Source organism: Sandaracinobacter sp. (assembly GCF_041909755.1).
In the GTDB taxonomy this organism is placed as follows: Bacteria; Pseudomonadota; Alphaproteobacteria; order Sphingomonadales; family Sphingomonadaceae; genus Sandaracinobacteroides.
Genome location: NZ_JAYRCW010000037.1, coordinates 1 through 12797, shown reverse-complemented (window position 1 = coordinate 12797; position 12797 = coordinate 1). Strand labels below are relative to the sequence as shown.

Here is a 12797-nt window from a genome sequence, read left to right as displayed (position 1 = left end):
CAATGTGAACCCCGATGTGGACCATCCGCGCTGGAGCCAGGCGACGGAGCGGCGGATCGGGGAGTTCCGCAAGCGCGCCACCCTGCCCTTCAACGGCTATGGCGAGCAGGTGGCGTCGCTCTATCGCGGCATGGACCTGGCGAAGTTTTTCTGACGATGGCGCGGCTGAACGCCCCGCCCCCATGGCTGAAGCCGGTGGCGCACCTGCTGGCAGCGCTGCCGGGGCTGTGGCTGCTGGCGGGCTGGGGCGAGCTGATCTGGATCGACCCGGCCTCGCTGAGGCTGTCGGCGGAGCCGGTCGCCTACACCCACAATGCGCTGGGGTTGCAGGCGCTGCGGCTGCTTCTGGCGACGCTGGCGGTGACGCCGCTCGTGCGGCTGTCCGGGTGGACGCCGCTGATGTCGCTGCGGCGGCTGCTGGGGCTGTGGGCCTTTGCCTATGCGACGCTGCACCTGGGCTTCTATCTGGCGATGGAGCTGGATTTCAGCCTGTCCGCGCTGTGGCGGGAGGCGCTGAGGAAGCCCTTCATCTTCTTCGGGCTTTTCGCCTTCCTGTGCCTGCTGCCGCTGGCGGCCACCAGCACGCGGCGCGCCATCCGGGCGCTGGGCGGGCGGCGCTGGCAGGCGCTGCACCGGCTGGCCTATGTGGCGGGGATCGCCGCCTGCATCCATTTCGTCTTGCGGGTGAAGGGGTTCCAGCCGGAGCCCTGGATCTATGCCGGGCTGCTTATCCTGCTGTTCGGGATCCGGTTGCTGCCCAATCGAAAACGGGCCAGCCGCGCGCCAGCGCGACCCGCCTGAGCGGCGCGTGCGGGTTGGCGACGACCTGCCGATCCGCCCAATCGAACACCGGCAGGTCGCTGAGGTGATCGGAGGTGAAGATCACGTCGGCCGGGCGGGCCTGAAGCGCCGCGAGGATCTTCCGCAGCTTGCCCATCTCGTAGCAGTTCTCGCCCCGGATCATGGGCGTGAGATCGTCGCCGTCCCAGAAATTGTCCGTGGCGATCACCTGATCGAAGCCCCAGCGGGCGGCGAGCGCCTCGACGAAATAGCGGCAGCTGGCGGTCGCCAGCCAGAGCTCATGGCCTGCCGCGCGGTCGGCGGCGATCGCCGCCAGCGCGCCGGCCAGTTCCTGACGCGCGCCGAAGCCGTCTGCAAAGCGCTGCGCGGCGCGTTCCACCTTCGCGCGCGGCGCGCGGCGGCCCATCAGGATGCGCTGCGTCGCCTGCTTCAGCGCCTTGCGGTCATGCGTGCCCAGCGCATAGCCCATCAGCGGCAGCGCCAGCAGCGGCGCCAGCAGCAGCCGCAGCGGCGCCTCTGTCCGCGCATAGTGGAACAGCCAGTGGGTCCAGCTGGCGCGACGGATCACCGTCTTGTCCATGTCGTAGATGGATAGGCTGCGCATCATCGTCCTCCTGTCGGGTGCCTGTCTCGCCAGGTGGGGGGTGGCAGCCGCTGTTCGGGGGGGAGCGCCCAGAGCCCGCGCCGTTCCCTGCGGGCGCGATTCTGGCCGGCGCGGATCTCCCGGTCTTTCAGGTAGCGATCGAAGGCCCAGGCGTTGCCCCCGGCTGCAAGCGCCGCGTTCACATGGGTGCGGCCCTGCCAGACCCGCCCGACCAGCCGGCCATAGGCGTCGCGGTCCGTCACCTCCACCCGGACGGACCTGTCCTGCACCATCCGCCGGAGCGCCGTGCGGGACTGGATGCCCCAGGGCTGGGCGAGTTCGGGCGCGTCGATCCCGGCCAGCCGCACTTCGGACGTGCGCTTCACATCCGGGCGGTGGACGAGGATCGAATCCCCGTCCTTCACGCGGGTGACGGTGCCGCTGAAGACCGTGGCCCCGGCAGGCACGGCGACGAACAGCAGCAGGAGGGCGAGGCGGGCGGGCATCCGCACGTCCCTTGCAACGGACTGCTTCGATATGCAAAACCTGCCTGCCGAACAGGAGCCCCGCCACCCGCATGCCCGACACAGCGCCCCCCGAAGCGCCTGCGCCAGACATGCCGGTGCTGACGATCGGCCTTGCGGATGGCGTGCTGGCCTTCCGGGGGCGGCTGACGATCGCCCGCCTTTCGGAGACGGAGCGGCAGCTGCACGAGCTGTTGGCCCCGGTGCCCGGCCCGCTGCTGATCGACCTGTCGGGCGTGACGCGGATCGACACCGTGGGCAGCTGGATGGTGCATCGGCTGCTGCGGGAGCGCCCCGGAAGCCGGCTGACGGGCGCATCCGCCGATGCCGAGCGGCTGCTGGCGGAAGTGGCCGCCGCGGACCGCCCCTGCGACATGCGGCCGGTGCAGCAGCCCTTCTGGGCGCGGGAACTGGGGCGGCTGGGCCTGTATGTCATCACCTTCTGGCAGAGCATCCTGGCGCTGCTGGACTTCATCGGGCTGACCATCATTTCGGCCGTTCGCGCAGTGGCCTCGGGGCGGGGCGTGCGCTGGCAGGCGGTGGGCGCGCAGATGGAACAGGTGGGGGTGAATGCGCTGGGCATCATCGGCCTGATGAGCTTCCTGATCGGGATCGTGCTGGCGCAGCAGGGGGCGGTGCAGCTGCGCGCGTTCGGGGCGGAGATGTTCGTGATCAACCTGGTGGGCCGGGCGACCTTCCGGGAACTGGGCATCCTGCTGACGGCGATCATGGTGGCGGGCCGCTCCGCCTCTGCCTTTGCGGCGCAGATCGGATCGATGAAGCTGGCCGAGGAGGTGGACGCCATGCGCACCATCGGGCTCGACCCGATCGAGGTGCTGGTGCTGCCGCGCACCATCGCGCTGATCCTGATGATGCCGCTGCTGGCTTTCTATGCCTCGCTCATGGCGATCCTGGGCGGGGGGCTGTTCACCTGGGTGGACCTGGGGATTCCGCCCGCCACCTTCGTGCAGCGCCTGCGCGAGGTGGTGCCGATGTCGGACTTCTGGATCGGGATGTCCAAGGCGCCGGTATTCGGGGCGATCATCGCCATCATCGGCTGCCATCAGGGCTTTCAGGTGACGGGCAATGCGGAATCGGTGGGCCAGCGCACCACGCAGGCGGTGGTGGAAGCGATCTTCATGGTGATCGTGCTGGATGCGATCTTCGCCGTGTTCTTCACCGCGCTGGGGCTGGACTGATGGCGGAAGACCCCGTGATCCGGGTGCGGGGGCTGGTGAACCGCTTCGGCAGCCAGACCGTGCATGACGGGCTGGATCTGGACGTGATGCCGGGCGAGATCCTGGGCGTGGTGGGCGGATCAGGCACGGGGAAATCGGTGCTGATGCGTTCCATCATCGGGTTGCAGACGCCCGCCGAGGGCGAGATCGAGGTGCTGGGCCAGCCGGTGACGGGGGGCGAAACCACGCAGGACAAGGATCTGACCCGGCAATGGGGCGTGCTGTTCCAGGGCGGGGCGCTGTTTTCCGGGCTGACGGTGGCGGAGAATATCGAGGTGCCGCTGCGGGAATATTTCGACCTGTCGCACCAGCTGATGGACGAGATCGCGGCCTACAAGGTGGCGATGGTGGGGCTGCCGCCCGAAGCGGGGCCGAAATATCCCGCCGAGCTTTCGGGCGGCATGAAGAAGCGCGCCGCGCTGGCGCGGGCGCTGGCGCTGGACCCGAAGCTGCTGTTCCTGGACGAGCCGACCGCCGGGCTGGACCCGATTGCGGCCGACGGCTTCGACACTTTGATCCGCACGTTGGCCGAAACCATGCGGCTGACGGTGTTCCTGATCACGCATGATCTCGACACGCTGCACGCCATCTGCGACCGGGTGGCTGTGATCGCCGAGAAACGCATCATCGCCACGGGCAGCGTCGCGGAGCTTTCGCGCTTCGATCATCCGTGGGTGCAGGATTATTTCGCCGGGCCGCGCGGACGGGCGGCCGCCATCGCCCGGCACCATGCCCCGCTGGAGATCGGCTGATGGAACGGCGGCAATCGCATGTGCTGGTCGGCGCCGTCACCTTCGTGCTGGTGATCGCGCTGTTCGCCTTCGTGTTGTGGCTGGCGCGCTTTTCCCGCGAGGAGAAGGCGGAATATGACATCTTCTTCGCGCAGTCTGTCGCGGGGCTGGCGGTGGGTTCCAGCGTGTCGTTCTCGGGCGTGCCGGTGGGGCAGGTCCGTCAGATCGCGCTCATGCCGGAAACGCCGCAGTTCATCCGCGTGCGGGTGGAGCTGCAACCGGAAACCCCCGTGCTTGAGGGGACGACCGCCAGCCTGAATTCGGTGGGGTTCACCGGCGTCACCGAAGTGCAGCTGTCCGGCAGCATGAGCGGGCAGCAGCCGCTGACGGAAGTTGGCCCCTATGGCGTGCCGGTGATCCCGGCGACGCAGGGGGGGCTGGGCCAGCTGCTGGAAACGGCGCCGCAGGTGATCGAGCGCGCCTCAGCCCTGCTGGCGCGGCTGAACGAGGTGTTTTCCGACGAGAACCGGGCGCGGTTCGCCAACCTGATCGACAATCTGGACAAGATATCCGGCGAAGTGGCGGCCGAAGGGCCCGCCATCCGCGCGGCCGTGCGCGAAGCGCAGCTGACCCTTCAGGCCGCGACCCGCGCGGCCGACAGCCTTGCGGAAACAAGCGCCACCACCAACGCGCTGCTGAACGACCAGGGCAAGCCCGCGATCGCCGAACTGAAGCGCGCGATCACCACGGCCGAGGCCACGCTGAAGCGGGTGGACGGGCTGGCCGCTGCGGCGGAGCCGGGGGTGAACAACCTGTCCACGCAGACGGTGCCGCAGGTGAACCAGCTGGTCGCGGACCTGCGCGATGTCTCGCAACAGATGGGGGCGCTGGCCGCCAAGCTCGACGAGGACCCGCTGGGCGCGCTGACGGGCGGCCGGCCGCTGCCGGACTATGATCCGAAGGGCGAGAAATGATCACCGGAGGACGAGGCCCCATGAACCGTGCCCTGCCCCTGTTGCTGCTGCTGGCGGGCTGCGGCCCGCTGGTGGAGATCGGCGGCAACACGCCGCGACCCGCCGCGCTCTACACGCTGTCTGCCGCGCCGCCGGAAGCGGTGCCGGCGGGCGTTCAGCCCATCGACCTGTCGAAGGCGATCACGATCGACACGCCCACCCTGCCCGGCGCGTTGCAGACGGTGCGCATCCCGGTGACGGTGTCCGACACCTCCATCCAGTATGTGCGCGACGCGCAATGGGCGGAGCAGCCGAACCGGCTGTTCCAGCGCCTGCTGGCGGACATGCTGGTGCATTCCGGCGTTGCCGTGATCGACCAGCGGTCATCGGGCCAGTCGGCGCAGCAGCGGCTGACGGGGCAGCTGACGGCGTTCGGCGTGGACGCGCGCGGCAGCCCGCAGGTGCGCGTGCGGTTCGACGCGACGCTGAGCGGCCCGGACGGCATCCGCCAGCGCCGGTTCGAGCGGGAAGCCCCGGTTGGCGACGTGGCGGGCGCGCCTGTCGCCGAGGCGCTGAACGGCGCGGCGAACCGCGTGGCGGCGGACGTTGCAGCCTGGGTCAGCAGCGCGGGTTGACCACGGGGGCCGGGGGCGCTATCCGCCCGGCCTCTTGAGACGGCTGGCGGGGTAGCTCAGCTGGTTAGAGCACAGGATTCATAACCCTGAGGCCGCGGGTTCAAGTCCCGCCCCCGCCACCACAGCCTTGCAAGCTGTTGAAACAGCGAAACAATGCGTGAAATCAGGCACTTATTGACGGTCGTGTGTTACAACAGTAGCGACGGAGCCTGCTATGTGTCTGTATCTGGCGAAGCGCCATTCGACCTAATATTTCCGGCGGCCGATCCCGTCCGAGTTGCAGCCGTTCTTTCAACGTGAGGGGCAAGCTCGTGCGCCTGCGGCGTTCATGTTTTCGCTTGGGGTGAAGGACAAGGAAGCGGCCAAGCGGCTGCGGACGGCCGAAATCGCGCGGACGGACGCCTTGCTTGATGAGGCGCGCGCCACGCTTGCTGCCGCTACCGCGCCTGACTGCGACGCGGCCCCTGAACCTGCCCCGGCGTTGACCGAGGCGGAGCAAGAGGCGGCCGAATTCCAGCGCCGTGCGGAGGAAGCCCGCATGGAGCGCTGGCGCGCTCGGGCTCCGGACCGTGACGCCGCGCGGGCGTTGCTGCCCGAAAAGACGGAGAGACTGCCCCGCGAAGTGAGGGCTTGGCGGGACCTGCTGAGGACGGAGCAACAGAGCCGGGACCTAGAGGTTGCGAAGCTGAAAGCGCAGCTGGAGCGGTTTGAGAATGGCGGCCAGGACGCAGCGCCCGCCCCACGGCAGGCCCCGCGCAAGGGGACCTCTCTGACGTTCGAAAAGATGCTGGCGGATTATGTGGCGGAGCGCACCAACCTCGCGCCTCGGGGCGTTGCCAGTATGCAAACGCACGTCCGCAATGTCGGCGAACTGATTTGCAGCGCATCCCTATCACCGTCACGCCCGGTAGCTGAAAGTGGACGCAGGAGGCCGCCGTCGTCTCAAGGCTGACCCCATGGCTCCGAAACCTGCGATCATCAGTGCCCAGCTCGCCGGCTCAGGGATCGGTAACGGCTCGGCATCGCGCAATATGTCGCTTCGGTAACTCGAAAACTGGAAGCCGCGGCCGTTCACGTTGCCCGCCGTGAAGCTGCCGTCGCCATCGGGTCCGAACGCCTCGAATGTGCGATCCAGTGCAGGGGCGATGTCCGGCCCGAAGATATCGAAGGTGAAGATTGCCTCCGGCCCCCGGAAGGCTGCCAGGACCTGATGGTTGCGGTCGTCCGAATAGGTGGCCGTGATGCTGGTGTCGGTTGCGCCGCCGAACATGATGGTTGCGCCGAGGATCGTGAACGATCCCGCCACCAGCGGCGACGCCGGATGATCTGCATAGGTCGCGCCGCCATAGATGCGGTCGCTGAGCACAAGCGGGCCGCTGTCCACGGTGTGGCGGCCGCCGAGAGCCGCATTAAAGGTCAGTATCGCCGTGAAGGGCGTGTCGGCCAGCGCTTCTCCAGACGGTCCGGTGCCCGACCCGACCGAACCCACGAGCGTGATCCGCCACAGGGTGGCAGCGGCCGCCGGTGCCGCCGACACGACAAGCGCGGCCGCAAGGGTGATCACCCGGGCTATGTCAGGCCGCCGCGCGGCCAGGTCCAAGCCAGCCAGCCATGCCCGTTCAGCCATCCATGATCTCCTTCAAGTTCCGATGATAAGATTTTCAGAAACGCCAGGTGAGCCGCGCCTGCGCGCCGTGCCAGGTCTCGCGGCTCGACAGGCGACCGTCATACTGCAGCCTCACCTCCAGAGACTGGCGGGCGTCGAAGCGGAGGCCGGCGCTGAGCCGCGCAGCGGTGTCGTCGGTCTCGAGGCTGGTGGAGAAGCGGGCGCTGCCCGTGGCGGCGACGAAGCGGGCATCCGCCGCCAGCCGGTTCGAGCGCAGGATGTCCACCCCGGCACCGGCAAACAGATCCATGCTCCGCCCCGGCGAAAGGTCGATCCGCGTGCCAACCCGCGCGCCCGGCATGATGTTGAACACCCAGTCGCTGCCGTCGCGCACCTCCAGATCGAAGCCGGGCGCGCCGTCCTCGGCATACCGTCCGGCATCGATGAAGGTGGCAGCGAGCTGGAGTTCCGGCTCCAGGTAGACGGCCGGGCCGCCAAAGCGCCAGGCAGCGCGGCCGTGCAGCCCCCAGGTCAGCACTTCGAAGCGCGCCCGGGCCCTGGCACCGGCGACCGGGATGGTGCGGGTGGATTGCATCCAGGCGTTGCCGAGGCTGGTCGAGAACCCTAGGGCCAGCGGCCCCGATTGGTGCTTCACGGACAGCGCGGCCATCACCCCGTCGGTGCGGATGCGGACCAGCCCGCCGTCCTCGTACAGGCGGCCATCCTGATAGCTGACCGAGCCGACCAGGAACCAGCCGTCGCGAATCTCCTTCTGCCCGCCCATCGTGAAGCTGGTGGCGTCGAAGCCATAGCCGGCAAACCCCTCCCCGGCCGAGCGGTTGGCCCAGCTGCCGTCAATGCGGAACCAGGCGCAGCTGGATTCGGTCACCAGAGTGCTCCCCGCGATGAAGCCGGGGCAGGAGTAGAGCGCGCGCGCCTGCGCCAGGCTCGCCTCCAGCCGGATGGCGGAGGCAGCCAGCAGCGACTGGCCGGAAATCGCCGACAGATTGGCAGCCGCATCAACAAGCGAGCGGGCCGTACCCATCCGCATCAATGTGAGGCGCAGACCGGAGTCGCTGGCCACGAACGCATTGTTCAGATGCGTCGCGATACTGCGCTGCGTTTCCGACAGGTCGGCGGCACCTGCCGCGTAATCGGCCGTTGCAGTGATCACCAGGCTGTTCGCATCGGGCCGGGTCGCGACATAGCTAATCGTCGCGCTGTCGCCGACCACCTGGCTGGGGAGTACTGTCACGCCCCCGGCCGCCGAGATGACCGTCTGCGGATCGGGGGTGGCCATCTCCGAGTTCTGGATAACGAGCGTGCCGGCAACAGCCGCCGTGCCCGAGACGGTCATCGAGGTGATCTGCGCCCGCGTGTCGGGCTGGAACCAGACCATGGCCAGGGTTCCTGTGTCGGTCGAAGCGAGCGAGCCGTTCAGCACCACGCCGTTGGGGATCTTCACGCTGAGGTTGCCGCTGTTGGTCACGGTGCCCTCACCCAGATCCATGAGGTTGGACGCGAGGGTGTTGCTGTTGACGATGCTGCCGCCGTTCGCCCTGATCGTCGCGAGCATGGTTCCGCTGTTGGTGATCACGGCACCGTCCCCGGCAGTGATCGACCCGCTGAAATCGCCGCTGTTGTCGAGGCTGGCGCCGGCGGCTCGAAGCGTGGCATCGCCAGAATAACTGCCCGTGGTGATGAAATCCCCGTCGGTCGAAAGCGTACCGTTGATGGTGCCGTCGTTCTGGATGGTGACAGCGTCGGTTGCGGCAATATTGGCCATGATGCCACCGGCCCGGTTGAAGATCGAGCTTCCGTTGAAGACTGTCACCGTGTCGGTGATCACGCCGGAATTATCCAGCCTGGTGTTGAGCGACGTGGTTATGGCGCCTGCGATCGTGCCCCCGGCAGCGTTGGTAATGACACTGTCGTTCACCAGCGTCAGCGCCCCCGCGATGGTGCCGGAATTGTCGATCACGCTGTTGTTGCCGGTGAGTGCGCCCGTGATGGTGGCACCGTCGGCATTGTCGACGGTGAGGATGTCATACGCCGCTATGTCGCCGGTGATGGTGGCGCCGATGTTGAAGACCTTCAGGTTGCCGCCTGCCGAGACATTGCCCGTCAACACAGCCTTCTGGTTGTTGTTGAGCAGGACGTCACCGTTGCTCACCAGATTGCCCGTGATGTTGCCCGTGCCCGTCACCTCCAGCGCGCCCGCGCTGCTGATGTTGCCGCTGATCTTGCCGTCGTTGTTGACAGTCAATGCCCCCGCAGGCGCCGTAACCGCGGCCATGTTGGTCGCCGTAATCGTGCCAACATTGTTCACGACGTTGCCGTTCGCCGACAGCATCGCGATGGCCGCGCCGAGCGCGCCCGCGCCGCTGCCGGCCGCGCCGTTCGTTCTGATCAGGCTGGTCGCATCGATGTTGACGATGGCGGCACCGGCGCCGCTGTCGGGCCCGTTCGTGTAGGTGATGATCGCCGGTGCCGAGGTGCCGGACGTGATGATGCTGGCCGCCGTCAGCCCGACCGTGACGACGCCCCCCGTTCCGGTGCCGCCAGCGCTGCCTATCTGCAGCTCGCCCTTCTGCGCCAGGACGGCACCGCCACCGCCGACGGACTGGGCCAGCACGCCGGCCGCCATGTTGCCCAGCGTCTGCACGGTACCGTTCCGAAGGTCGATCGAGACGTCGCCGCCGTTCCCGTTGCCAGCCACGGTCACCAGGTCGGTCAGCGTGGGGCTGGTGACCGAAATGTTCGACATGTCCCCGGCAAAGCCGCCTCCGCCGCCCACCGATTGCGCGAACACGCCATAGGCCCCGTCTCCCATAGTCCCGATTGTGGTGCCCGAGGTCATCGAAATCTGGACCACGCCGCCATTGCCATTGCCGGTGCTGGGCGATGGGACGGTCCCGTCGACGCGGCGCCCGATCAGCTGGCCGCCGACGGTGATCCCGCCACCGCCGCCCACCGACTGGGCCACGATCGCATGGGCATTGCGCAGGTCGGTCACGATATTGCCACTGTTGCTGACCGAGACGGCGCCGCCATCGCCCTGCGAATTGGTGCCACCCCCGAAGCTCAAATTGAAGCTGTGGATGTCGAACAGCCGGCCCTGCGGATTGTCCTGCAGTTGGTCGGGGTCGAAGGTCATGTCGGTCGTCATCGATCGCACCAGCCCGCCGCTGCCGCCGACAGACTGCGCGACAATCCCAATCCCGTTCTTGCCCTGGGTACGGATGCTGCCGGCGTTGGTCACGCTCACCGCACCGCCCTTGCCCTGGGCCCCGTCCCTGCCGTTGAAGTCGATCGCCAGGCTCTGCAGCGAGCCGTTCACATCCTGCGAGTTGGCGCCCGAGCCGCCGCCGCCGCCGACAGACTGCGCATGGATGCCGAACGCCAGCACGCCACGCACCAGGATGTCGCTGCCGGCGGCATTGGTCACGGTCACCGCACCGCCGTCGCCGGCCGCGCCACCGCCGCCCGCGATGCCGAGCGCGACTTGGTTGCGCGTGTCGTCATAAGAGGAGCCGGTCGAGCTGGTGGTGCCGCCTTTGCCGCCGCCGCCGCCGACGGACTGCGCGAAGATGGCATCGGACTGCGCGCCCGTCGTCCAGATGGCTGCGGCGTTGCTGAGCGCCACGTCGCCGCCACGGCCTGCCGCCCCGCCCTGCCCGCCGATCGACAGCGACAGGTCGAGATTCTTGTTCACAAGCGATTTCAGCGTCTTCTTCGGCTGCCGCAGGATGTTGATGACTTCCTGGATGCCCTTGGTGGCCTCGAGATAGCCGCCGATCCTGAACAGGCCGTCACCGACATCGGTCACATCGGCGCCGACATTGAAGCCGGCGGCAATCGTGTCGAACAGCACGGCCGATTTCGCCACATTGTCCACCCCGCCCGAGGTGGAGGCGCCCTTGCCCGCCTCCCCGCCGCCGCCGCCGACCGACTGGGCATAGACGCCGACCGCATCGGCGCCGCGCGTGGCGATGGCGCCGGTGTTGCTGGCCGTGATGTTGCCCCCGTCGCCGCCCGCCCCGCCCGATCCGCCGAGCCCGACGGCGACCGTCAGCGTGTTGCCGCCCGCATTGGCGACCCCGCCGCCGGCCGTGCCGCCGCCGCCGCCCACCGCCTGCGCGTAGAAGCCGTCCGCCCCGTCGCCGCTGGTGGCGATCGAGCCGCTGTTGGCCAGCGTGACCGCGCCGCCATGGCCGCCGGTGCCGCCGGTCCCGCCGACCGAGATCGACACGCCGAGGCTCTTCCCCGCGGTTGGTTCGCCGGGATCGTCGGGGTTCTCGTCCTCCGGGTCATTTGCGACGGCAAGCGAGTCGCCTGCACCACCGGCGCCGCCGCCACCGCCGATCGACTGCGCCACCAGCGCGATCGAATCGGTGCCAAGCGTCAGGATCAGCCCGCTGTTGGTGGTGGTCACGGTGCCGCCGGCCCCGCCCGAGCCGCCGCTCGCGCCCAGTGCGACGCTGACCGCGATCGGCGGAATCAGCGCATCATCGGTGACGCCACCGGAATAGGAAACCGCCGTCGAATCGCCGCCGATGCCGCCGCCGCCGCCCACCGACTGGGCGAACACAGCATAGGCCTGCTCACCCGCGGTCGACACGAAGCCCTTGTTGTCGACGGTGGCCGCCCCGCCCACATTGCCGGTCCCGCCGGTGCCGCCGAGGCCGACCGAAATGGAGACCGCCGGGATGCGGGGATCGATCGTGAAGTCGACGGCCCGCGCGATTGCGACGCCCCCCGAGCCGCCGCCGCCGCCGACCGACTGTGCCAGCAGTGCATTCGCGTTGGACCCATAAGTCGTGACCTGGGCGTTAGCGGTGTTACTGATGCTCGCAGCCGCGCCGGTGCCGCCGTCGCCGCCGCGCCCGCCGATCGCCACGGCAGCCGTCGGCACGATGCCGAAGATGTTGGAAAAGGCCGCCCCGCCGTCCCCGCCGCCGCCGCCGATCGACTGCGCCTGCAGTCCGGCGCCCCAGCTGCCGTAGCTGGTCACGATGCCGTCGTTGGTGATCGTCACATCGGCGGCGGTCGCCCCCGTTCCGCCGTCACCGCCGACGGTCATCGACAGGAATCCCGACCCTGTGGAATAGGCCGAGCCGCCCTTGCCGCCCGCCCCCCCGATGGATTGGGCGAGCACAGCCTGATCCCCGAAGGCGCCGACGGAGGCGACGACGGCGTCGGTCCCGATCGCGACATTGACCGCTCCGCCCGCCCCCCCCAGGCCGCCGTTGCCGCCCACGGCCAGGTTGGCACCGATAGCGACATCCACGGCGTCGCCGCCGACGCCGCCCCCGCCGCCGATCGACTGCACGAGGAGGCCTGTCGACCCGATGCCGTCGGCGACGATCCGGCCGTTCACGATCTGCGCCGACGCGAGCCCGCCGTTGCCGCCCGCGGCCCCGCCGCCGCCGTTCACGTTGAGCCCCCGCCCGGTGCCGCCTCCGCCGCCGCCGCCGCCGATCGACTGCACGGCTGCTGCGCTGGCGTCCGCCAGCACGGCGCGGATGCCGGCGGCCACGGTGCTGCTGCCGAAGATCAGCGTCGCCGTGCCGGCGCTTCCGGCGGGGCCCCCGCCGCCGGCCGTGCCCGACACAGCCGCACTGTTTCCGCCGGCGCCACCCTTGCCGCCCCCGGAATAGACATCAATGGCGCCGACGACGCCGTCGCCCCGGAAATTCTCGAACTCGATCGACCCGAGCACGGTC

Annotated in this window: 10 protein-coding genes and 1 tRNA gene; 7 read left to right on the top strand and 4 right to left on the bottom strand. The window is 69.0% G+C overall.

Translation table 11 applies throughout. From position 1 onward, the window contains the following. The first annotated feature begins 156 nt into the window (after nt 1-156). Nucleotides 157-801 carry a sulfite oxidase heme-binding subunit YedZ gene (locus ACE3O8_RS06910; protein WP_374388139.1) on the top strand — a complete coding sequence of 215 codons (645 nt, stop codon included), beginning with the start codon at nt 157-159 and terminating at the stop codon, nt 799-801. Here the strand turns inward: ACE3O8_RS06910 and ACE3O8_RS06905 are convergent. After that, a complete protein-coding gene (locus ACE3O8_RS06905) occupies nt 728-1405 on the bottom strand; it encodes an HAD family hydrolase (protein WP_374388137.1) in 678 nt (225 codons plus the stop codon). The two genes, ACE3O8_RS06910 and ACE3O8_RS06905, sit on opposite strands and share 74 nt — an antisense overlap. Next, nucleotides 1405-1890, bottom strand: a complete 486-nt coding sequence (locus ACE3O8_RS06900; RefSeq protein WP_374388135.1) for a thermonuclease family protein — start codon at nt 1888-1890, stop codon at nt 1405-1407. The genes ACE3O8_RS06905 and ACE3O8_RS06900 overlap by 1 nt, the downstream gene beginning before the upstream one ends. A gap of 71 nt (nt 1891-1961) precedes the next feature. On the opposite strand from ACE3O8_RS06900, the gene ACE3O8_RS06895 reads away from it, so the two are divergent. The 6 genes from ACE3O8_RS06895 to ACE3O8_RS06870 all read left to right on the top strand — a co-directional run bounded on the left by ACE3O8_RS06895 (nt 1962) and on the right by ACE3O8_RS06870 (nt 6417). Further along, nucleotides 1962-3107, top strand: coding sequence for an ABC transporter permease (locus ACE3O8_RS06895; RefSeq protein WP_374388133.1), 1146 nt, complete (start codon nt 1962-1964; stop codon nt 3105-3107). Then, the gene (locus ACE3O8_RS06890) at nt 3107-3898 is read left to right on the top strand and encodes an ABC transporter ATP-binding protein (protein ID WP_374388131.1); all 792 of its coding nucleotides are present in this window, start codon (nt 3107-3109) and stop codon (nt 3896-3898) included. Before ACE3O8_RS06895 ends, ACE3O8_RS06890 begins: the two co-directional genes overlap by 1 nt. After that, a complete protein-coding gene (locus ACE3O8_RS06885) occupies nt 3898-4851 on the top strand; it encodes an MlaD family protein (protein ID WP_374388129.1) in 954 nt (317 codons plus the stop codon). The genes ACE3O8_RS06890 and ACE3O8_RS06885 overlap by 1 nt, the downstream gene beginning before the upstream one ends. A 20-nt stretch (nt 4852-4871) precedes the next feature. After that, nucleotides 4872-5465 carry an ABC-type transport auxiliary lipoprotein family protein gene (locus tag ACE3O8_RS06880; protein ID WP_374388127.1) on the top strand — a complete coding sequence of 198 codons (594 nt, stop codon included), beginning with the start codon at nt 4872-4874 and terminating at the stop codon, nt 5463-5465. A gap of 45 nt (nt 5466-5510) precedes the next feature. Continuing rightward, nucleotides 5511-5587 (top strand) — tRNA-Met (locus ACE3O8_RS06875). Between the two features lie 221 nt (nt 5588-5808). Next, nucleotides 5809-6417, top strand: a complete 609-nt coding sequence (locus ACE3O8_RS06870) for a hypothetical protein (RefSeq protein ID WP_374388125.1) — start codon at nt 5809-5811, stop codon at nt 6415-6417. Here the strand turns inward: ACE3O8_RS06870 and ACE3O8_RS06865 are convergent. Next, nucleotides 6364-7092, bottom strand: coding sequence for a PEPxxWA-CTERM sorting domain-containing protein (locus ACE3O8_RS06865; protein ID WP_374388123.1), 729 nt, complete (start codon nt 7090-7092; stop codon nt 6364-6366). The two genes, ACE3O8_RS06870 and ACE3O8_RS06865, sit on opposite strands and share 54 nt — an antisense overlap. Before the next feature lie 34 nt (nt 7093-7126). Further along, a partial coding sequence (locus tag ACE3O8_RS06860) for a hypothetical protein (protein ID WP_374388121.1) occupies nt 7127-12797 on the bottom strand: 5671 nt, incomplete at its 5' end.

Excerpts from the sequence above, each read along its gene's own strand:
- ACE3O8_RS06910 (WP_374388139.1), top strand. The coding sequence starts at position 157 with ATGGCGCGGCTGAACGCCCCGCCCCCATGGCTGAAGCCGGTGGCGCAC.
- ACE3O8_RS06905 (WP_374388137.1), bottom strand. The coding sequence starts at position 1,405 with ATGCGCAGCCTATCCATCTACGACATGGACAAGACGGTGATCCGTCGC.
- ACE3O8_RS06900 (WP_374388135.1), bottom strand. The coding sequence starts at position 1,890 with ATGCCCGCCCGCCTCGCCCTCCTGCTGCTGTTCGTCGCCGTGCCTGCC.
- ACE3O8_RS06895 (WP_374388133.1), top strand. The coding sequence starts at position 1,962 with ATGCCCGACACAGCGCCCCCCGAAGCGCCTGCGCCAGACATGCCGGTG.
- ACE3O8_RS06890 (WP_374388131.1), top strand. The coding sequence starts at position 3,107 with ATGGCGGAAGACCCCGTGATCCGGGTGCGGGGGCTGGTGAACCGCTTC.
- ACE3O8_RS06885 (WP_374388129.1), top strand. The coding sequence starts at position 3,898 with ATGGAACGGCGGCAATCGCATGTGCTGGTCGGCGCCGTCACCTTCGTG.
- ACE3O8_RS06880 (WP_374388127.1), top strand. The coding sequence starts at position 4,872 with ATGAACCGTGCCCTGCCCCTGTTGCTGCTGCTGGCGGGCTGCGGCCCG.
- ACE3O8_RS06865 (WP_374388123.1), bottom strand. The coding sequence starts at position 7,092 with ATGGCTGAACGGGCATGGCTGGCTGGCTTGGACCTGGCCGCGCGGCGG.